The 20,416-nt window shown below is 66.4% G+C and carries 19 protein-coding genes; 13 read left to right on the top strand and 6 right to left on the bottom strand.

What is annotated here, in order from left to right; all coding sequences use genetic code 11:
• The first annotated feature begins 6 nt into the window (after nucleotides 1-6).
• From AC1TXO_RS13085 to AC1TXO_RS13050, 8 genes are all read left to right on the top strand, one after another.
• Nucleotides 7-789: a hypothetical protein gene (locus AC1TXO_RS13085; RefSeq protein ID WP_486406723.1), complete on the top strand. Its 783-nt coding sequence runs from the start codon at nucleotides 7-9 to the stop codon at nucleotides 787-789.
• A gap of 12 nt (nucleotides 790-801) precedes the next feature.
• Entirely contained in the window at nucleotides 802-1,719 is a 918-nt protein-coding gene (locus AC1TXO_RS13080; RefSeq protein ID WP_486406722.1) for a LysR family transcriptional regulator, read from the top strand.
• Nucleotides 1,720-1,837: 118 nt separating this feature from the next.
• Nucleotides 1,838-3,031, top strand: a complete 1,194-nt coding sequence (locus AC1TXO_RS13075) for a CaiB/BaiF CoA transferase family protein (protein ID WP_486406721.1) — start codon at nucleotides 1,838-1,840, stop codon at nucleotides 3,029-3,031.
• Complete coding sequence (locus AC1TXO_RS13070; protein ID WP_486406720.1) at nucleotides 3,028-3,966, top strand: hydroxymethylglutaryl-CoA lyase; 939 nt, start codon at nucleotides 3,028-3,030, stop codon at nucleotides 3,964-3,966. The genes AC1TXO_RS13075 and AC1TXO_RS13070 overlap by 4 nt, the downstream gene beginning before the upstream one ends.
• An 87-nt stretch (nucleotides 3,967-4,053) precedes the next feature.
• The gene (locus tag AC1TXO_RS13065) at nucleotides 4,054-5,385 is read left to right on the top strand and encodes an MFS transporter (protein WP_486406719.1); all 1,332 of its coding nucleotides are present in this window, start codon (nucleotides 4,054-4,056) and stop codon (nucleotides 5,383-5,385) included.
• Nucleotides 5,386-5,559: 174 nt separating this feature from the next.
• Nucleotides 5,560-5,787, top strand: coding sequence for a hypothetical protein (locus AC1TXO_RS13060; protein WP_486406718.1), 228 nt, complete (start codon nucleotides 5,560-5,562; stop codon nucleotides 5,785-5,787).
• A 322-nt stretch (nucleotides 5,788-6,109) separates the two neighbouring features.
• On the top strand, nucleotides 6,110-7,414 hold the full coding sequence (locus tag AC1TXO_RS13055) for an MFS transporter (RefSeq protein WP_486406717.1): 1,305 nt from the start codon (nucleotides 6,110-6,112) through the stop codon (nucleotides 7,412-7,414).
• Nucleotides 7,415-7,529: 115 nt separating this feature from the next.
• On the top strand, nucleotides 7,530-7,829 hold the full coding sequence (locus AC1TXO_RS13050) for a hypothetical protein (RefSeq protein ID WP_486406716.1): 300 nt from the start codon (nucleotides 7,530-7,532) through the stop codon (nucleotides 7,827-7,829).
• Between the two features lie 3 nt (nucleotides 7,830-7,832).
• Here the strand turns inward: AC1TXO_RS13050 and AC1TXO_RS13045 are convergent, their stop codons facing one another.
• Complete coding sequence (locus AC1TXO_RS13045) at nucleotides 7,833-8,765, bottom strand: LysR family transcriptional regulator (RefSeq protein WP_486406715.1); 933 nt, start codon at nucleotides 8,763-8,765, stop codon at nucleotides 7,833-7,835.
• A gap of 117 nt (nucleotides 8,766-8,882) precedes the next feature.
• Here AC1TXO_RS13045 and AC1TXO_RS13040 point away from each other — a divergent pair, with 117 nt between their 5' ends.
• Nucleotides 8,883-9,140, top strand: coding sequence for a DUF2790 domain-containing protein (locus tag AC1TXO_RS13040; RefSeq protein ID WP_486406714.1), 258 nt, complete (start codon nucleotides 8,883-8,885; stop codon nucleotides 9,138-9,140).
• Between the two features lie 3 nt (nucleotides 9,141-9,143).
• On the opposite strand, the gene AC1TXO_RS13035 is transcribed toward AC1TXO_RS13040, so the two are convergent.
• Nucleotides 9,144-9,836, bottom strand: a complete 693-nt coding sequence (locus AC1TXO_RS13035; RefSeq protein WP_486406713.1) for a tRNA (adenine(22)-N(1))-methyltransferase — start codon at nucleotides 9,834-9,836, stop codon at nucleotides 9,144-9,146.
• A gap of 146 nt (nucleotides 9,837-9,982) precedes the next feature.
• Between AC1TXO_RS13035 and AC1TXO_RS13030 the strand changes: the two genes are divergently transcribed.
• Complete coding sequence (locus AC1TXO_RS13030; RefSeq protein WP_486406712.1) at nucleotides 9,983-10,363, top strand: RidA family protein; 381 nt, start codon at nucleotides 9,983-9,985, stop codon at nucleotides 10,361-10,363.
• A 6-nt stretch (nucleotides 10,364-10,369) separates the two neighbouring features.
• On the opposite strand, the gene AC1TXO_RS13025 is transcribed toward AC1TXO_RS13030, so the two are convergent.
• From AC1TXO_RS13025 to AC1TXO_RS13015, 3 genes are read right to left on the bottom strand one after another with little or no spacing between them, the layout of a single operon-like run.
• On the bottom strand, nucleotides 10,370-10,696 hold the full coding sequence (locus tag AC1TXO_RS13025) for an AtuA-related protein (protein WP_486406711.1): 327 nt from the start codon (nucleotides 10,694-10,696) through the stop codon (nucleotides 10,370-10,372).
• Nucleotides 10,693-12,039: an acyclic terpene utilization AtuA family protein gene (locus AC1TXO_RS13020; protein WP_486406710.1), complete on the bottom strand. Its 1,347-nt coding sequence runs from the start codon at nucleotides 12,037-12,039 to the stop codon at nucleotides 10,693-10,695. Before AC1TXO_RS13020 ends, AC1TXO_RS13025 begins: the two co-directional genes overlap by 4 nt.
• 2 nt (nucleotides 12,040-12,041) lie before the next feature.
• On the bottom strand, nucleotides 12,042-13,334 hold the full coding sequence (locus AC1TXO_RS13015; RefSeq protein WP_486406709.1) for a CitMHS family transporter: 1,293 nt from the start codon (nucleotides 13,332-13,334) through the stop codon (nucleotides 12,042-12,044).
• 99 nt (nucleotides 13,335-13,433) lie between these two features.
• Between AC1TXO_RS13015 and AC1TXO_RS13010 the strand changes: the two genes are divergently transcribed.
• From AC1TXO_RS13010 to AC1TXO_RS13000, 3 genes are all read left to right on the top strand, one after another.
• Complete coding sequence (locus AC1TXO_RS13010; RefSeq protein ID WP_486406708.1) at nucleotides 13,434-14,312, top strand: LysR family transcriptional regulator; 879 nt, start codon at nucleotides 13,434-13,436, stop codon at nucleotides 14,310-14,312.
• 100 nt (nucleotides 14,313-14,412) lie between these two features.
• Nucleotides 14,413-16,413: a peptidase U32 family protein gene (locus AC1TXO_RS13005; RefSeq protein WP_486406707.1), complete on the top strand. Its 2,001-nt coding sequence runs from the start codon at nucleotides 14,413-14,415 to the stop codon at nucleotides 16,411-16,413.
• Nucleotides 16,414-16,562: 149 nt separating this feature from the next.
• The gene (locus AC1TXO_RS13000; protein WP_486406706.1) at nucleotides 16,563-17,120 is read left to right on the top strand and encodes a TetR/AcrR family transcriptional regulator; all 558 of its coding nucleotides are present in this window, start codon (nucleotides 16,563-16,565) and stop codon (nucleotides 17,118-17,120) included.
• 135 nt (nucleotides 17,121-17,255) lie between these two features.
• Here the strand turns inward: AC1TXO_RS13000 and AC1TXO_RS12995 are convergent, their stop codons facing one another.
• Nucleotides 17,256-20,405, bottom strand: a complete 3,150-nt coding sequence (locus AC1TXO_RS12995) for a multidrug efflux RND transporter permease subunit (RefSeq protein WP_486406705.1) — start codon at nucleotides 20,403-20,405, stop codon at nucleotides 17,256-17,258.
• Nucleotides 20,406-20,416 lie beyond the last annotated feature (11 nt).

Raw genomic sequence — 20,416 nt, 5'->3', positions numbered from 1 at the left:
CCCGCCATGACGCTCTTCTACCTCAAGCTCGTTGTCACTCCCCTTCTGATGTGGGCCGTCTCCCTCGCCTCGCGGCGTTGGGGGGGATTGCTCGGTGGACTGTTGTCCGGCATGCCGATCACCTCGGCGCTGGTCATGGTATTCCTGTGCCTGGAACAGGGTATGGCGTTTTCCCTCGGTGCAGTGCCCGGCGCACTCGGTGGGCTGGCGGCGGTCCAGGCCAGCTATGCCTGCTACCTGTTCGCCAGTCGCCGGTTCGGGGTTGCACTGACGGCGCTGCTGTCATTGGCGCTGTATGCCGTCGCAGCCTATGTGCTGACCCACTGGGGCGGCCTGCCGGTGTCGATCGGCGTCGCCCTGTGCCTGGTGGTGCTGCTGGTATGGGCCACCGCCCGCGAGCCACGCCCGGCGCAGTTGGCGCAGATCAGGCCGCGCTGGTGGGAAATCCCTCTGCGCATGGTTGCTGCCACCGGCCTGCTGATGCTCACCACAGGCGCTGCCAGCTGGCTGGGGCCAGCGGTCAGCGGCATGCTGGCGCCGATTCCGGTGATCGCCTGGCCGCTGGTGGTGTTCTCCCACGTGCAGGGTGGGCGTTTCGCCATGGCCGGCATGATCCGGGGCAACGCCATTGGCGCTGTCGGGGTGATTGCCTTCTACCTGAGCCTTGGCGCGCTGCTGCCGCACCTGGGTATCGCCCTGACCTTCCTGCTCGCCGTGGGGCTGGCGGTGGTGCTGACCGTGGGGCTGGCGACTATGCTGCGCTCGCGCACGGCATCAACGGGCAAGTAAGGGCACCCGATCATGCAATTGAACAACCTCATCCGTCGTCTTGACCTGGTGACCCTGCAGTTGTTCGTCGCCATCCACGAGGAAGGCAGCCTGACCCGCGCCGCGGCGCGCGAGGCGATCGCATTGTCGGCGGCAAGCAAGCGCCTCAACGAGCTGGAAGCCGCGCTCGGCTCGCCGCTGTTCGCCCGCCAGGCCCGTGGCATGAGCCTGACCCCGGCCGGGGAAACCCTGCTGCACCATGCGCGGCGCATGCTGTTCAACCTGGAGAAGATCGGCCTGGAACTGGGCGAGCACCTGCAGGGGGTACGCGGGTATGTGCGCATGCTCGCCAACCTGTCGGCGATCATCCAGTTCCTGCCCGAGGACCTGGCGCTGTTCGCGGCCCAGCACGAACGAATCAAGGTCGACCTAGAGGAGCGCCCCAGCAATGGCGTGATCCAGGGGCTGCTCGATGGCGTAGCCGACCTGGGTATCTGCTCCAGCGACAGCGACACCCGCGACCTGCTCAAGATGCGCTACAAACGCGACCAATTGGTGCTGGTGGTCCGTGAAGGGCATCCGCTGGCGCACCAGGCGCAGGTGGCCTTCGCCGAAACCCTGGACAACGACTTCGTTGGATTGCATTCGGCGAGTTCCATCAACATGCGCACCCATGAGGCAGCACGCCGCGCCGGGCGGGTGCTGCGCCTGCGTATCCATGTGCCGAGCTTCGATGCGGTGTGTCGCATGGTCCAGGCCGACATGGGTGTGGGGATCCTGCCGCGCAAAGCCTTCGAGCTGTTTGGTGGCGCGCTGGGTTTACGTGCGGTGGCGCTGAGCGACGAGTGGGCCGAGCGCGAATTGCTGCTGGTGGCGCGTGACCTGGAGTCGCTGTCGCCGGTGAGCCGGTTGCTGTTCGAGCATTTGCGCGGGGCCGAGCCTGGCGGCTGAGGAGTAATGCCCCTACCCTTCGCGTTTGGCGAACGGTTGTTGCCGACACAGGGTTGGTGCGTTCTGCGCGGCAGCCTTAGCCTCTGGTTCAAAGTCCAAGAACAAAGAGGTACGCACCATGCCTGCCCCGCTCGAAGGCATCAGGGTCCTGGAAATAGGTACGCTGATCGCTGCCCCCTTCGCCGCTCGCCTGCTCGGTGAGTTCGGCGCCGAAGTCATCAAGATCGAAGCCCTGGGTCAGGGCGACCCGCTTCGCAAGTGGCGAAAGCTGCACGACGGCACCTCGCTGTGGTGGTACTTGCAGTCGCGCAACAAGAAGTCGCTGGCCCTGGACCTGAAGGCTGCCGAAGGCCTTTCCATCGTCAAGCGCCTGCTGGCCGACACGGACGTGCTGATCGAGAACCTGCGCCCCGGCGCGCTGGAGAAGCTCGGCCTGGGCTGGGACGTGCTGCACGCGCTCAATCCACGCCTGACCCTGGTACGCATCTCCGGCTACGGCCAGAGTGGCCCGTACCGCGACCGGCCGGGCTTCGGCGCCATTGGCGAGGCCATGGGCGGGATCCGCTATACCACCGGCGAGCTGGGCTCGGCTCCGGCCCGCGCCGGTGTCAGCCTCGGCGACTCGCTGGCGTCGCTGCACGCAGTGATGGGCGCCCTGCTGTCGCTGTTCAACGTGCGCGCCAATGGCGGCGTCGGCCAGGTGGTCGATGTGTCGCTGGTCGAAAGCGTCTTCAACCTCATGGAAAGCCTGGTGCCGGAGTACGACCTGCAGGGTCATGTGCGCGAACGCAGCGGCGGCGCCCTGCCCGGCATCGCGCCATCGAACACCTACCGCACTGCCGATGGTGCCTTCGTGGTGATTGCCGGCAACAGCGACCCGATCTTCCGCCGCCTGATGCAGGCCATCGGTCGCCCTGACCTGGGCGAGGCAGCAGAGTTCGCCCACAACGATGGCCGCGCCGCACAGTCCGCGCTGCTCGACGACGCGATCGAAAGCTGGACCCGGCGTCTGCCGATCGAGCAGGTGCTGGCCGCCCTGGAAACGGCCGAAGTGCCCGCTGGCCGCATCTATTCGGTGGCCGACATCGTCAGCGACCCGCATTACCTGGCCCGTGGCATGCTGCTCGACAGCCTGCTCCCCGACGGTACTGCAGTGCGCATGCCCGGCATCGTGCCCAAACTCTCGGCGACGCCCGGTCGTGTCGACTGGCAAGGTCCGGCGTTGGGCGAGCACACCGACGCCCTGCTGGCCGGACTCGGCCTTGACCCCGACGAAATCACCGGCCTGCGCGCCAAGGGGGTGGTGCAATGATTTACGACAACGCCGACCTGCTGGTGGTCCAGGAGGTCTCCCCGCGTGATGGCTTGCAGATCGAGCCGACCTGGGTGCCGACCGAAGACAAGATCCGCCTGATCGACGGCCTGTCGCGGCTGGGCTTCAGCCGTATCGAGGCAGGCTCCTTCGTGTCGCCCAAGGCGATCCCGGCGCTGCGCGATGGTGATGAGGTCTTCCGTGGTATCGAGCGTCAGCCAGGGGTGGTCTATGTCGCCCTGATCCCCAACCTCAAAGGTGCCGAGCGCGCACTGGCTGCCGGGGCCGATGAGCTGAACCTGGTCCTGTCGGCCAGCCAGTCACACAACCTGGCCAACATGCGCATGCGCCGCGAGCAGTCGCTGGCTGGTTTTGCCGATATCGCCCAGGCGGTGCAGGGCCGGACCGTCAGCCTCAACGCCAGTGTCGCCACCGCCTTCGGTTGCCCGTTCGAGGGCGCCGTGGATGAAGACCTGGTGCTGCGCCTGCTCGACAGCTACCTGGAACTGGGCGTGCAAGGCGTCACCCTGGCCGACACCACCGGCATGGCCAACCCGCGCCAGGTCGCGCGCCTGGTCCAGCGCAGCCTCGAGCGCCTGCCTGCGTCGATGCTCACCTTGCATTTCCACAACACCCGCGGCCTGGGGCTGTGCAACGTGCTGGCTGCCTATGAGGCCGGGGCGCGGCGCTTCGATGCCGCGCTCGGCGGGCTGGGCGGTTGCCCGTTCGCACCTGGCGCGTCGGGCAACATCTGCAGCGAAGACCTGGTCAACCTGTGCGTCGAGACCGGCATCCCCACCACCATCGACCTCGATGGCCTGCTGAGGATGTCACGTACCCTGCCCGCACTGCTTGGCCATGAAGTGCCAGGGCAACTGGTCAAGGCCGGGCGCAACCGCGACCTGCACCCACTGCCCGAAGGCCTGCCGGCCTGACAAGACGCTTCACCCCCGGGGCGATGACCCCACCAGACAACAAGAACAACAAGGTCGTCCACAGGGCGACCCTACTGGAGAACTTCGATGAGTCTTTCCGCCCTGCCGCTGGGCGCCGCCGACGGCGCCGACAGCGAAAAAGCCCTGGTACGCAAGGTCGCCTGGCGCCTGATGCCACTGATCATGGTGTGCTACCTGTTCGCCTTCTTCGACCGCATCAACATCAGCTTCGCCAAGTTCCAGCTGCAGGCCGACCTGGGCTTCAGCGACACTGCCTATGGCCTGGGTGCCAGCCTGTTCGTGGTCGGCTACGTGCTGTTCGAGGTGCCGAGCAACCTGATGCTGTACAAGGTCGGCGCGCGCCGCTGGATCGCGCGGATCATGATTTCCTGGGGCCTGGCCACCGCGGCCATGGTGTTCGTCACCAGCGAATGGCAGTTCTACGCCCTGCGCTTCATCATCGGCGCCATGGAGGCCGGGTTCGCCCCCGGAGTCCTGTACTACCTGACGTTGTGGTTCCCCCAGCATTTCCGTGGCCGCATCACCTCGCTGCTGTTCCTGGCCTCGGCCTTCGCCGGACTGTTCGGCGCGCCGTTCTCGGGCCTGGTGCTGGATCATCTTGACGGTGTCATGCAGATCCGCGGCTGGCACTGGCTGTTCATGCTCGGCGGCCTGCCCTGCGTGGTGCTGGGCTTGATGGTGCTGACCCTGCTCAAGGACCGCATCGAGGACGCCGGTTGGTTGAGCGATGGGGAAAAGCAGCTGCTGCGCTCGCGGGTCGAGCCGGCGCAGTCGGCCCACGGCCAGGGCTCTTTGCTGCAGGCGATCCGGATTCCCGGGTTCCTGATGCTCGGGCTGATCTACTTCCTCATCCAGATCGCCTCCTATGGCCTGAACTTCTGGGCACCGCAACTGATCCGCAGCGCCGGCACGGAAAACCCGTCGATGATCGGCCTGCTGACCGCCGTGCCCTACATCTGCGGCGCGATCACCATGGTGATCTGCGGGCGCTGGTCGGATGCCACCGGCGAGCGACGCTGGTTCACCGCGGGCCTGATCAGCCTCGGCGCACTGGGGTTCCTCTGCGCCGGGCTGTTCGATGACCACACGCCGCTGCTGATCATCTCCCTTGGCTTGCTCGGTGCCGGCGTGGTGGCAGCGATCCCGAGCTTCTGGGCGCTGCCGCCGAAGCTGCTGGCCGGTGCGGGCGCTGGCGCAGCCGGCGGGATTGCGCTGATCAACACGCTGGGGCAGTTGGGCGGGATCGTCAGCCCGGTGCTGGTGGGGCGCATCCGCGACCTGTCGGGCAGCACCACGCCGGCGCTGTACCTGATTGCCGCGACAAGCGTGGTGACCGCCCTGCTGCTGGTTTTCGCCCTGCCGCAGAAGCTGCGCACGCGCGACCTGCCCAAAGGCTGAGGCGCCGACCGTGTTCCACCGTGCCGGTCAGCCCGGTCACGGTGGAAACCAGGCCGACCAGCGGTCAGACTTTCGATTGTTGTTAATCCTGAGAAAATCCTGGCCCTCCATCATCTGTCCATCGGCCTCACTGCGAGGCCTGAACAGCCTCGAACTACGATGGAGAGTCGAACCATGAAATCCCTGCGATACGCCCTGGCCCTGCTGGCCGCCACCGCTGTGACCTCGGCCTTCGCTGAAGGCGGCGCTGACCGTCTGCAGGAGCACCACGCGCGCTGGGCCCTGCAACAGCAGCAAAGCAAGGACATGATGGCCAAGCGCGAAGCCGCCAAGGCCGCCGAACAGGACGCACAGGCCAACAGCAGCAGCGGTCAGGACGCAACTGCCAAGCCTTCGTCCTGAATGCCCGAGGGTGCGGCCTCCTGTCGCACCTCCAGGGCTTTGGCAACTGACCGGGCCAGGGCGTAGAATGCCGCGCCCTTTTCGCCCAGTCGCCTCGTACGGTGGCTACCGGCAGCAATGACAGAGTCCGTGCCTCAGCCACATCGCGCATGTGCAACAGGCTCAACCGACCCCGCCTGACCTCGTGCCCCGAGTCTGCGGTTGAGTCTTGCCCTGGTCGCATCCCCGCCCTGGCACATACGTGCAGCCCCGGCCTGTCAAGGTCCGGTTCGGCGTGTGCGGTCGAAGAGGCCTATCCGCTGATCGATCTCTTGAGGTACGTATGTCTCCGCGTTTGCTGGCGATGGCGCTGGCACCCCTGCTCGGGCTGTTCATCATTGCCCTGGGCAATGGCCTGCTGTATTCCCTGACCACCCTGCGCCTTGGCGAAGCCGGCGAATCGGCGACGATGATCGGTATCGTGTCGTCGGGCTTCTTCATCGGCCTGACCCTCGGCGCAATCTTCAACGACCGCCTGATCCTGCGCATCGGCCACATCCGCGCCTACAGCAGCTTTGCCTCGCTGATCGCCGCGACCATCCTCCTGCAAGGGCTGTTCGTCGACACCTGGGGCTGGTTCGCCCTGCGCCTGCTCAACGGCTGGGCCACGGTGGGCGTGTTCCTGGTCATCGAAAGCTGGCTGCTGCTGGCCGGTGACGCAAAGATCCGCGGGCGCCTGCTGGCGTTGTACATGATCGCGCTGTATGGCGCCGGTGTGCTGGGCCAGGCCATGCTGGGCGAATTGGTCAGCCTCGGCGCCAGTGCACCCTTTACCGTCGCCGGCATGCTGGCGGCGCTGTCGGTACTGCCGATCGTGATCCTGCCACGGGTGTCGCCGCTGCTGGAGCAGGTCGAGCCGCTCAAGCCACGCCAGTTGCTCGGCGTCACCCCGAGCGGGCTGGTCGGCTGCTTCGGGTCGGGTGTGGCCATTGCGGCGGTCTATGCCCTGCTGCCGCTGTACCTGCAGCGCATCGGCCTGGATGTCGGGGAAGTCGGGCGCATGATGGCCTGGGTGATCCTCGGCGCGATGCTGCTGCAATACCCGGTCGGGCGCTGGTCGGACCGCAAGGACCGCCAGGACGTGCTGATTGCCCTGGGCGCTCTGTGCGTGGTGCTGTCGCTGGTGATCCTGGCGCTGCCATCGACCTCGGCCTGGCTGCCGGTGGCGCTGTTCCTGCTCGGTGGCGGGGTGTTCGCGGTGTACCCGGTGGCGGTCAGCCATGCCGCCGACCGCGCGCCGATGGACGCGCTGGTGCCGATGATCCAGGGCCTGTTGCTGATCAACTCGCTGGGCTCGGCCATGAGCCCATTGGCGATTTCGCCGGTGATGACCTCCTACGGCGAGACCGGGCTGTTCTGGGCCTTCGCGGTGATCAACCTGGCAATGGTCAGTTTCTTTGTCTGGCGCCGCGGCAAGCGTCCGGCGCCTGAGCATCCCGCACCGTTCGCCCCGACCGCGACCTTCTCGCCGACCGGCGCCGAGTTGCGCATGACCGAGGAACTGATCCACGCGGCACAGGATCACCCGCCGATCGTCGATGCCGTGACCGGTGAAAGCGTCCCTGCGACACGCAGCGAACCAGCCTGATCCTCCCGACGTCGTGGGCTTGCGCACAAGCCCACGACCGCTCGTCGCCCACCGGGCACCCCGCTCCCCTGCACGCAGCCGAACCAAAGACGATCATCCGCACAGGAGATTCACCATGGTTCGCATTCGCCCGCTTTTTCTCTGCCTCGCCCTGGGCCTGGCCTCGACTGCCAGCATCGCGGCAACCGACATGAACAGCACCGATCACAAGGCGCCCGCTACCCAGCGCGAGACGCCCGGTGACGGCACCAGTGTCAACAGCCCGGGCGGTACCAAGGACAACGACAGCAGCGCCACCGGCAGCCATTCCGGTGCCGCCGACGGCAGCACGGGGGGCTCGAGCAGCACCGGCGAAGCCACTGGCAGCGGCGCCGGGTCAACCGGCGGCAAAGCCGAGGATCAGGACAACCCCTGAGGTTCAGCGCCAGCAGCGCGGGTCGTCCACCAGCCGCTCATGGGCCTGGAACAGCAACGGTAGTTGCTCCTTGAGGAAGTCGAGCCAGGTGCGCACCTTGGCATCGAGGTAATGCCGCGACGGGTAGATCGCGTAGATCTCCCGTTGCCGCAACCGATGCGGCGCCAGCAGCCGGCACAGGCGTCCGTCTTCCAGGGCCTGGCTCGCCGAGTAGTACGGCAGCAGGCCGATCCCCATGCCCAGCTCGGTGGCCTTGACCATGGCGTCGGCAACGTTGGTGAGGAAGGTGTCCTGGGGCGAAATCACGCAGCTGTCGGCAGTGTCGCCGAACGGCCAGTCTTCCTCGAACAGGGGGTCGACCGTGCGCAGGCAGATATGCTGGTGCAGGTCTTCCGGGCGCTTGGGGACGCCGTGGCGGGCCAGATAGTCCGGCGACGCGCACAGCACGCTGGAGATGGTGCCCAGAGGAATGGCGATCAGTTGCGAATCGGGCAGCCCCTGGCCGATGGCGATGACCACATCGTGCCCTTCGGCCAGCAGGTCAGGGTTGCGCTGCGACAGGGTCAGCTCCATCACTACTTCCTTGCACGCCGCGTTGTAGCGCGCCACCAGCGGCATCATCAGCAACCCCAGGCCATGGCTGCAGTGCACGCGCAGGCGTCCACGCGGGGTGAGGTGGGCGCCGCGCGCCTCGTCGAAAGCCTCTTCGGTCAGCAGCATGATCTGCCGTGAACGCTCGAGAAAGCGCTCGCCGGCCTCGCTCATGCGCAGGCGCCTGGTGGTGCGGTGCAGCAGGCGGGTCTGCAGCTGGTTTTCCAGCTCGGCGACGATCCTCGACACCTGGGCGGCGGAAATATCCAACGCGTTGGCCGCTGCGGCGAAGCTGCCGCATTCCACGACCCGGGCAAACGTACGCATCGCATGCAGCATGTCCATGAGCAGCTCCGTCAGGATGGATTCATACCTTGAAGGCATGAATCTATCACGGATTAGCCCATTTATTGTGAAACACCAATGAATGGATCATGAGGGAAACCTCATGTGGAGTTCATCATGAAACGTTCGATTGCCGCTTTGGCGCTGTGCAGCGCCCTCCTCCCACTTGCCGCCCTGGCCGACAGCGGCCAGCCGGTCGTTGGCCAGACGTACGAATACGGCATGCCGCTGGATGTCGCCAAGGTGCTGTCCATCACCCCGGCCAGCAATGCCGCCGACTGCCAGGTCGGCACCGCGCAGATGGTCTATGTCGACCACCAGGGTCAGACCCACAAGGTCGCCTACCGCGAAATGGGCAACTGCTCCCAGCAGTAAGCCTCAGGCCAGCAGCTGGTCGATCCAGCCGATGTGCAAGGCGAAGGCCCGGGCCTTGTCCTGGGGAACTTCCCTGGCACGTTCGAAATTGGCCAATGCCTGTTGTCGCTGACGGCGCATGCGCTGCCATTTGTGGATGAAGGCCGGGCTCTTCTCGCGCATCAGCAACGGTCCGAACAAAAGCTCCTGGGGGCTGTAGCTCACCGCCCCGGCCTGCTCGGCGACGATGATCTCGTAGTCGAAACGGTTCTCGCGCAGCACTTCTTCGTTGACGATCCGATAGCCATGCTCCATCAGCCACTGACGCAGCGGCTGTTCGCCGCCGTTGGGTTGCAGGACCAGGCGTTCGTCACCGCGCAGGCGCGCCTGGCCTGCGTCGAGAATCTCGACGATGGTCTCACCACCCATGCCGCACAGGCTGACGGTGTCGATGCGGTCAGTCGCCTCGATGGCCGCCAGGCCGTCGGCCAGGCGCACGCTGGCGCGCTCATCCAGCCCGTTCCTGCGCACGTTGCGTCGGGCCGATTCGAACGGCGTCAGCGCCGCTTCACCGGCCACTGCCGCCTCGATGGCGCCGCGCAGCAGCAGCGCCACCGGCAGGTAGCCATGGTCCGAGCCGATGTCGGCCAGGCGTGCACCCGCCGGGATGTGAGCCGCGACGCGTTCCAGCCGCTGCGACAATGTCTGTTCGTTCAACGCCAACCCCTTGCATGAAATCCGGCGCGATTCTGCCGGGGCTGGCCAGTCATTACAATCTGCGCGCGACGGGTGTGGCCGCTCGACCCACGCCGAGTGCTCGCGTAGGCTTGCGGTTTTCCTTCCGTAGCAAGGCAGAATCGTTCATGGCACAGACAGGTATCACCTTCACCCCCGATGCGGACGCCGAGTCCATCTCCTCCGATGTGGCCGAGTACAACGGTGTGCTGGTCACCACGCAGATCCCGGTGCGCGCCGACGGCGAGCTGGAGCTGGGCGATATCGTCACCCAGAGCGAATGCACCCTGCAGGCGCTCAAGGACGCGCTGGAGCGTGCCGGCAGCTCGATGGACCGTGTGCTGCACCTGACCATCTACCTGACCGACATGGCCGATCGCGCCGCCTTCAACCAGGTGTACCAGCGCTTCTTCGCCAGGCCGTGGCCGGTGCGGGCAGCGGTGGGTGTGGCGTCGCTGGCCTTCGAGGGGATGAAGGTGGAAGTCACGGCCATGGCCGCCAAGGCCTGACGGCCTTCAGGGCGATGGCGGTATTTCCATCGCCAGCAACGCTGCGCCCAGGCACTTGCCATGGGCATCCAGGGCCAGCGAGCGGGTCACCCCGCCGCGTAGCAGGCCCGGCAGCACGAAGTTCAGGGCCTTGAGCTGCGGCAACGCATAGCGACGCACAGGCCCTGCGCTGTCATCGCGCAGGTGGGCGAACCACGCGGCCACACGCTCGGCCGTCAGCAGCTGTTCGAGCAGCGGGTAGTCCTCTTGGCGATAGGCGATCAACGAAATGTTCGAGGTATCGCCCTTGTCTCCGGTGCGGGTGTGGGCAAGCTCGTGCAGGCGGCGATTCATGGGCATTCCTCCAGGTGGACGTGGGGCAGCGCCAGCTCACGCGGCAGGTAGAGGCTGGCCACGGCCAGCACTTCGCGTACCTGGCGGGTGGCCCCGCCGCCACCAGCCGGACCATTGGTGTACAGCGTCTCGACCTCGTTGGCGACCGCCTGCGCCGCGTCACGCCCCAGGCACCGTGCAGCGACCCGCAGTCGCACCTCCCAGGGCTCGCTGCCCTTGCCGAAATCGCTGCCATGCAGCGAATCGACCCCCATCAGTTCGCAGCGCAGTTCTTCGCAGGCCACCCCGGTGAGCGCCAGGCGCTGACGTACGATCTCACCGGCCAGACGGGCGCGTGCCACCGCATTGGGGCCGCCGTAGGATATCTGCCCCTCGCCGATCCAGCCATCGCGGTAGCCGACCGTGACCTTGAGTCGCTGGGGCCGCTCCCGGCCATCGGCGCCGCTGACCTGGACACGGTCCGCGCCACGGTCGAGCAGGTTCACGTCCGAGAAATCCGCGGTCACGTCCGGCGTCAGGTACTGGCGTGGGTCATGCACTTCGTAGAGCAGTTGTTCGGTGCAGGTCGCCACATCGATACGCCCACCGCTGCCGGCGACTTTGCCGAGGGTGGCCTGGCCGTCGCAGTCGATGTCGGCGAACGGGAAGCCGAGGCGTGCCAGGTCGGCAACGTCCTTCACGCCCGGGTCGGCAAAATAACCACCGCTGACCTGGCCTGCGCATTCGAGCAGGTGTCCGGTCAGCGTGCCTCGGCCGCGGCGGCGCCAGTCGTCGGCGGCCCAGCCGAAGTGGTGCACCTGCGGTGCGAGGAACAACGAAGGGTCGGCGACGCGGCCGGTGATCACCACATCGGCGTCCGATGCCAGTGCCTCGACGATGCCTTCGATGCCCAGGTAGGCATTGGCCGAGACCAGGCGCTCGCCCAGTCCGGCGACCGTCTGGCCGTTGTCCAGCGTCCACTGCGGATGCTGGCGCAACACTGCGAGCACATCGTCGCCCTCCACCGCAGCGACCTTCAGCCCATGCAGGCCAAGCTCGCGAGCGATGGCCAGCACCTGTCGCGCAGCGCCACGCGGGTTGGCCGCGCCCATGTTGGTGATGATCCGCAGGCGCCGTGCGTTGTGGCGTACATAGGGCAGCACGGCGCGCATGCGCACCGCCAGCAGCGGATCGAAGCCCGCCTGCGGGTCGGCCAGGCGGGCCTGCTGGGCCAGGGCGATGGTCCGCTCGGCCAGGCACTCGAAGACCAGGTAGTCCAGTTGCCCGTCGCGGGCCAGTTCGACCGCAGGTTCCAGGCGGTCGCCGGAATAGCCGGCGCCGGCGCCGATTCGCAAGGTGTTCATGTTCAGAAGACTCCCAGTGCCAGCGCGGCCAGGGTCATCAGCACCGACGCGGCGAACAGAAATGGCAGGGTGAAGCGCTGGTGGTCGGCAAGGTCGAGCTTGCACAGGCCCACCAGCAGGAAGGTCGCCGGGGTCAATGGGCTGACCGGGAAGCCCGTGGTGTGCACGCCCAGCAGCGAGGCCTGGGCCACCTGCACCGGATCGACGCCCAGCGACCGCCCGACTTCGGCGATCACCGGCATGACCCCGAAGTAGAAGGAATCCGGGTCGAACAGCAGGCTCAGCGGCATCGACAGGAAGCCCACCAGCGCCGGGATCAGTTGCCCGTGCCCTGGAGGAATCTGCTGCACCGCCACCTCGGCCATGGCCTTGAGCATGCCGGTGCCCTGCATGATGCCGGTGAATACACCCGCGGCGAGCAGGATGCTGGCCATGGTCAGGGCGGTCTTGGCATGGGCGTCGATGCGCTCGCGCTGCTGGTCCACGCGCGGATAGTTCAGGCACAGGGCCGCAACGGTGCCGAGCATGAACATCACCACCGGGTCGACCCAGCCGGCGATCATCACGGCCATCACCAGCACGGTCAGCAACAGGTTCGGCCAGAACATCCGTGGACGGCGCAGGGTCTGTTCCTCGGCGCTCAGCACCCGCTGCGGCGCTGTGCCGCCGTCGGCGCCGGCCAGCAAGCCAAGGCGCTTCTCTTCACGCCGCCCCAGCCAGTAGGCGCAGGCGAACACGAACGCCAGCCCCACCACCTGCACCGGAATCAGCGGCTGGAACAGGTCGGCCACCGGCACGTGCAAGGCGGCGGACGAGCGCAGCACCGGGCCGGTCCAGGGCAGGAAGTTCACCCCGGCCGCCATCGCCGCCACGCAGGCCAGCACCCGTCGATCGATGCCCAGCCGGGTGTACAGCGGCAGCATCGCCGGCACGGTGACGAGGAAGGTCACCGCCCCCGAACCGTCCAGGTGCACCAGCAGGGCCAGCAGCGCGGTGCCGCAGACGATGCGTGTGGGTCGCGTGCCGACTGCACGCAGGATGCGGTCGATGATCGGGTCGAGCATGCCGGCATCGGTCATCACCCCAAAGAACAGGATGGCGAAGATGAACATGCCGACCACCGGCGCGACGTTCTTGATGCCGCCGAGAATGAAACCGCTGGTCTGCAAGCCGAAGCCGGCGAGCAAGGCGGCGATCACGGGAAAGGCGATCAGCGCCACCAGGGGCGAGATGCGCTTGCTCATCACCGCGATCAGCAGGCAGAGGATGGTAATGACGCCGTAGAGGGCGAGCATGGGGGACTCCGGCTTGTTTTTGTTGTTGCTGCGAGTATCGCGACGGCTCGAGTTGTGTGTAAATTGCAATTTAACGCCGTGCACATTCGAAAAAACAAAATGAAGAATGCCCTGCAGCACATCCGCGCCTTCATCACCGTTGCCCAGCGCGGCAACTTCGCCCGCGCCGCCGACGATCTGCACCTGTCGCCCTCGGCCCTGACCGTGCAGATTCGCCAGCTGGAAGGCTGGCTGGGCGTCGCCCTGCTCGAACGCAGCCCCCGCCATGTCACCCTCACCGCCGCCGGACGCGAGGCGCTGCCGGCGATGGAAAAACTGCTGCTCGACCTTTCCAACATCGTCACCGCCAGCCAGGGCCTGGCCGCAGTGCGCCGCGGCGTGGTCACCGTGGCCGCCCTGCCCTCGCTGTGCGCGGGCGCGCTGGCCGAACGCCTGGCGGTATTTCGCCAGGCGCATCCGGGCATCGAGGTGCGCCTGCGCGACCTGGTCGCAGAACGCATCGTCGAGCGCGTGCGCGACGGCGATGTCGACTTCGGCGTGGGTGGGCGCAGCCCGTTCGGCCACGGGCTGGGCTTCACTCCACTGCTGCATGACCGGCTGAGCCTGTTCGTGCCGGTCGAGCACCCGCTGGCCAGCGGCCCGGTTAGCCTGCAGGCCCTGGAGGGTCAGCCGATGATCCTCACCGGGCGCGACAGCAGCGTGCGGGCGCAGATCGAGCAGGTGTTCCGCGAGCGTGGGCTGGTGCTGCAAACGGCGATGGAGGCCAACTACATGTCCACGGTGCTGGCCCTGGTGCGCAACGGGCTGGGGGTGACCTTGCTGCCCGAGTCGGCCGACGACGGCGAGGGGCGGCTGGTGCGCCGGCAACTGGATGAGCCGGGGCTGCAGCGCGAACTGGGGGTGATCACCCGCAGCGAGAGCAGCCTGTCGCCTGCAGCGCAGCGGCTGGTGGAATGCCTGGCCGGCATGACGCTGTGAGGGCGGGCCTGGCGGGGCCTGGGCTCATGCAAAGGTGCCAGCGACCCATTTCATCGCTACAATGCCGCCCTAAACCGTGACAGCCCGAACCTATAACGACATGTCCCTTCCAAAGAATCACCTGGAACTGCTCAGCCCTGCCCGCGATGTGGCCATCGCCCGCGAGGCTATCCTGCATGGCGCCGACGCCATCTACATCGGCGGCCCGAGCTTCGGCGCACGGCACAACGCCTGCAACGAGGTGGGCGAAATCGCCGGGCTGGTGGAGTTCGCCCGGCGCTATCACGCCCGGGTGTTCACCACCATCAACACCATCCTCCACGACAACGAACTGGAGCCTGCGCGCACGCTGATCCACCAGCTGTACGATGCCGGTGTCGATGCGCTGATCGTCCAGGACCTGGGGGTCATGGAGCTGGACATTCCGCCGATCGAGCTGCACGCCAGCACCCAGACCGACATCCGCACGCTGGAGCGGGCCAGGTTTCTCGACCAGGCCGGCTTCTCGCAGCTGGTGCTGGCCCGTGAGCTGAACCTGCAGCAGATCCGCGCCATCGCCGCCGAGACCGACGCTGCCATCGAGTTCTTCATCCACGGTGCGCTGTGCGTGGCCTTCTCCGGCCAGTGCAACATCTCCCACGCCCAGACCGGTCGCAGCGCCAACCGTGGCGACTGCTCCCAGGCCTGCCGCCTGCCCTACACCCTCAAGGATGACCAGGGCCGCGTCGTCGCCTTCGAGAAGCACCTGCTGTCGATGAAGGACAACAACCAGACCGCCAACCTGCGCGACCTGGTCGATGCCGGCGTGCGCTCGTTCAAGATCGAGGGCCGCTACAAGGACATGGGCTATGTGAAGAACATCACCGCCCACTACCGCAAGGAGCTCGATGCGATCCTCGAGGATCGCCCGGACCTGGCGCGTGCCTCCAGCGGCCGGACCCAGCACTTCTTCGTCCCCGACCCGGACAAGACCTTCCACCGCGGCAGCACCGATTATTTCGTCAGCGACCGCAAGATCGACATCGGTGCCTTCGATTCGCCAACCTTTACCGGCCTGCCGGTCGGTGTGGTGGAAAAAGTCGGCAAGCGCGACCTGATGGTGGTCACCGAGGTGCCGCTGACCAACGGTGACGGCCTGAACGTACTGGTCAAGCGCGAGGTGCTGGGGTTCCGCGCCAACATCGCCGAACCGCGTGGCGAGTTCGAGGAAGACGGCCAGACCCGCTATCGTTACCGCGTCGAACCCAATGAAATGCCCGAGGGCATGTACAAGCTGCGGCCGAACCATCCGCTGTCGCGCAACCTGGACCACAACTGGCAGCAGGCGCTGCAACGCACCTCGTCCGAGCGCCGGGTCGCGGTGCAGTGGCATGCCGTGCTGACCGAGCAGCGCCTGGCCCTGAGCGTGACCAGCGAGGAAGGCATCAACGTCCAGGTTGCCCTGGACGGCCCGTTCGGTGCGGCCAACAAGCCGCAACAGGCGCTGGAGCAGTTGCATGACCTGCTCGGCCAGCTGGGCACGACCCAGTACCATGCCGAAGCGATCGAGCTGGACGCGCCCCAGGCCTACTTCATCCCCAACTCGCAGCTCAAGGCCCTGCGCCGCGAGGCCATCGAGGCCCTGACCGAGGCGCGGATCAAGGCGCACCCACGGGGCAGCCGCAAGGCCGAGACCAGCCCGCCTCCGGTCTACCCCGACGCGCACCTGTCGTTCCTGGCCAACGTCTACAACCAGAAGGCCCGCGACTTCTATCACCGCCACGGGGTCAAGCTGATCGATGCCGCCTACGAGGCCCACGAGGAACACGGCGATGTGCCGGTGATGATCACCAAGCACTGCCTGCGCTTCTCCTTCAACCTGTGCCCCAAGCAGGCCAAGGGCGTGACCGGCGTGCGCACCAAGGTCGCACCGATGCAGCTGATCCACGGTGACGAGGTGCTGACCCTGAAGTTCGACTGCAAGCCGTGCGAGATGCACGTGGTCGGGCGGATGAAGGACCACATCATCGACCTGCCCTCCCCTGGCAGCGCGGTCAGCCAGGTAGTCGGGCACATCAGCCCGGAAGACCTGCTCAAGACCATCGTGCGCGCGCCGCACTGAGCCGGGGCCCGGACGCTGTCACACAGCGTCCGGGCTTTTTGCTCGAAAGAGTCAGAAAAGTCTCAGCTGAAGCCTTTTCATCTCGAAAATATTGAATAGCCCGGTATTTTCTGCACAATGGTTTCCATGCGATCACGCGAGGAACCCTGATGCACCCCACCCCCCATGACGAACGCCTGCTCAAGGCGCTTGCCCATGCCATCGTCGTCCAGCCGCGCGCCACGCTCAAGGAGCTGGCCGAAACCGCCGGCATCAGCAAGGCCACCCTGCACCGCTTCTGCGGCACCCGCGACAACCTGGTCGACATGCTCGAGCAGCATGGCGAGCGGGTCCTGAGCCAGGTCATCAGGGACGCCGACCTGGACAACGCCGAGCCGCTGCATGCCATCCGCTACCTGATCACCGAACACCTCAAGCACCGCGAGATGCTGATGTTCCTGATGTTCCAGTACCGTCCCGAAACATTGCTCAACCATGACGATGACTGCCGCTGGGACACCTACACCCAGACCATGGATGCGTTCTTCCTGCGCGCCCAGCAGATGGGAGCGCTGCGCATCGACATCAGTGCTGCGGTGTTTACCGAGATGTTCCTGACGATGATCTTCGGGATGGTCGATGCCGAAAGGCGGGGGCGCGCGGCCAGTGCCAATTCGGCGCAGGCGCTGGAGCAGTTGTTCCTGCAGGGCGCCCGGGGCCGGGGCTAACGCTGTTCATCGCATTGCCCAGCGGTTTCCTGGGTTGAAAAAAAAGCCCCGGGACAAAAAGTCCTGGGGCCGAACGGTTGGTTGCCCAACCAAAGGAGCCTCTGAATCCCGGCCGCCTGTCGCGGCGCCCGGGCGTTACTCTGGCTGAGGGGCCGCAGGGGCTACAGCGGGTTCGGCAGCCGTTCTCCCCGCCTTGCGCTTGAGCAGCGACAGCACCCAGACGAAGCAGATCGGCACGAATACCACCCCCAGCAAGGTCGCGCTGAGCATGCCGCCGATCACCCCGGTGCCGATTGCCCGCTGGCTGGCAGCGCCGGCGCCGGAGGCGATGGCCAGCGGCACCACGCCGAGGATGAAGGCCATCGACGTCATCACGATGGGCCGAAAGCGCAGGCGTGCAGCCTCGATGGCGGCCTCACGCAGGCTATGGCCTTTTTCCAGCAGCTCCTTGGCGAATTCGACGATCAGGATCGCGTTCTTCGCTGCCAGGCCGATGATGGTGATCAGGCCGACCTTGAAGTACACATCGTTGGGCAAGCCGACCACCATGACCGCGAGCACTGCGCCCAGGGCGCCGATCGGCACGATCAGCATCACCGTCAGCGGAATCGACCAGCTCTCGTACAGCGCCACCAGCAGCAGGAACACCACCAGGATGGCCAGGGCGAACAGGCTGCTGGCCTGGCCGCTGGAGACCTTTTCCTGGTAGGACAGCCCGGTCCAGGCGTAGCCGATGCCCGGCGGCAGGTCGCTGACCAGGTGCTCCATCTCGGCCATCGCCTGGCCGGTGCTGTAGCCCGGTGCCGCGTCGCCGGCGATACGGATCGACGGGTAGCCGTTGTAGCGCACGATCTGCACCGGCCCTTGCTCCCAGCGCGTGGTGACCAAGGCACTGAACGGCACCTGCTGCCCATCGCTGTTGGGCGCATACAGGCGCAGCACCGCTTCCGGGGTCATGCGCTCCGCCTGTTCGGCCTGGATCACCACCCGTTGCTGGCGACCGGCGTTGGTGAAGTCGTTGATCACCTGCGAACCGAATGCCGCCGACAGCGTGCTGTTGATGCTTTCGAAGGTCACACCCAGGGCGCGGGCCTTCTCGCGGTCGATATCGACCCGCAGTTGCGGTGCTTCGGCCAGGCCTTCCATCATCGCGTAGAGGATGGCCGGATTGCCGTTGGCCTGCTGCAGCAGGCGGTCACGCGCGGCCAGCAGGGCCTCGCGCCCCAGGTTGCCACGGTCGAGCAGGCGCAGGGCAAAACCGCCGGAATTGCCCAGGCCATCGATCGGTGGCGGGTTGACCGCCATGATGCTGCCATCGGTGTGGCTTGCGAAATGCGCGTTGATCACCTGGGTTTCGGCGTCCACCGACTGCGCCGAACTGCGCTCGGACCAATCCTTGAACGTGGGGAACGCCAGCGCGGCGTTCTCACCCATGCCGGAGAAGCTGAAGCCACTGACCACGAACGCCGAGGCGATGGCCTCGCGAGACATCAGGAACTGCTCCAGCGCCTGCCCGGTGGCATCGGTGCGTACCCGGCTGGCCCCTGGCGGCAATTGCACGTCGACGATGGCATAGCCCTGGTCTTCGACAGGCACGAACGACTCGGGCAGGCGCAGGTAGAAATAGCCCAGCACGGCAAGGATCCCGGCATAGACCAGCATGAAGCGCCCGGCACGTGCCACCAGCGCGCTGTTGAGCGAGGAATAGCGCTCGGTCAGCCGGGCAAAGCCGCGGTTGAACGCACCGAAGAAACCGCGCTTCTCGTGATGCCCCTGGGGCACCGGCTTTAGCAGCGTGGCGCACAGCGCTGGAGTGAAGGTCAGGGCCAGGAAGCCCGAGAACAGGATCGACACCGCCAGCGACAGCGAGAACTGCTGGTAGATCACCCCCACCGACCCGGACATGAACGCCAGTGGCAGGAATACCGCCGACAGCACCAGGGTGATGCCGATGATCGCCCCGGACACCTGGCCCATAGCCTTGACCGTCGCCTCCTTCGGCCCCAGCCCTTCCTCGGCCATGATCCGTTCGACGTTCTCCACCACCACGATGGCGTCGTCGACCAGGATGCCGATGGCCAGGACCATGCCGAACATGGTCATCATGTTCACCGAGAAGCCCAGCAGCTTCATCACCAGCAAGGTGCCGAGCAGGCACACCGGCACGACGATCGACGGAATCAGGGTATAGCGGATGTTCTGCAGGAACAGGAACATCACCAGGAACACCAGCACCATCGCCTCGATCAGGGTGTGGATGACCTTCTCGATGGCCACGTCGACGAAGCGCGAGGTGTCGTAGGGCACCGAGTACTCGACGCCTTCAGGGAAGAACTCGGACAGCTCGGCCAGGCGCTCCTTGACCAGCGCCGCGGTCTTCAGGGCGTTCGCTCCGGGCGCCAGCTGCACCGCACCGGCCACTGCCGGCTTGCCGTCCAGGCGCGATGAAAAGTTGTAGCTCTCGCTGCCGACCTCCAGCCGCGCGACATCGGCCAGGCGTACCATCGAGCCGTCGGGGTTGGCGCGCAGCACTACCCGGCCGAAGGCTTCGGGATCGTCGAGGGTGCCGTGCACCGCCAGGGTCGCGGTCAGCTCCTGCTGGCTGCTGCCCGGCGCGCTGCCGAAGGCACCGGCCGGGACCTGCACGTTCTGGCCGCGGATGGCCGTGCCGACATCATCGATCGACAGGCCGTAGCCGACCAGCTTCTGCGGGTCGATCCACACCCGCATGGCCGCTTCCGAGGAAAAGAACTGCAGCTTGCCCACCCCGGGAATGCGCCGCAGCTCATTGTTGATGTTGCGCGCGGCATAGTCGCCCAGCTGGGTGGTGTCGCCGTGGCTGACCGCATCGGTGTAGCTCAGGGCATAGATCAGCAGGAAGCCTGCGCTGGTCTGCTCGACCTCGACGCCTTGCGTGGTCACCGCCTGCGGCAGGCGTGCCTCGGCCTTCTTCAGGCGGTTCTGCACATCGACCTGGGCCAGTTCAGGCTCGGTGCCCGGCTCGAAGGTGACGACGATCTCGGCGATGCCGTTGGAGTTGTTGGTCGACTCGAAGTACAGCAGGTTCTTGGCACCGTTGAGCGACTCTTCGATGACACTGGTGACCGACTCCACCAGCACCTTGGCCGAAGCGCCGGGATAGGTGGCGGTGATGGTGATCTGCGGCGGCGCGACGCTGGGGTACTGCGCCACCGGCAGGGACGGGATCACCAGCAGGCCGGCCAGGGAAATGAACAACGCCACGACCCAGGCGAAGTTGGGACGGTTGATGAAGAACTTGGACATCTCGCTCCCCT

The organism is Pseudomonas sp. FA117, from assembly GCF_057370475.1.
This window is presented reverse-complemented; position numbering and strand designations above follow the sequence as displayed.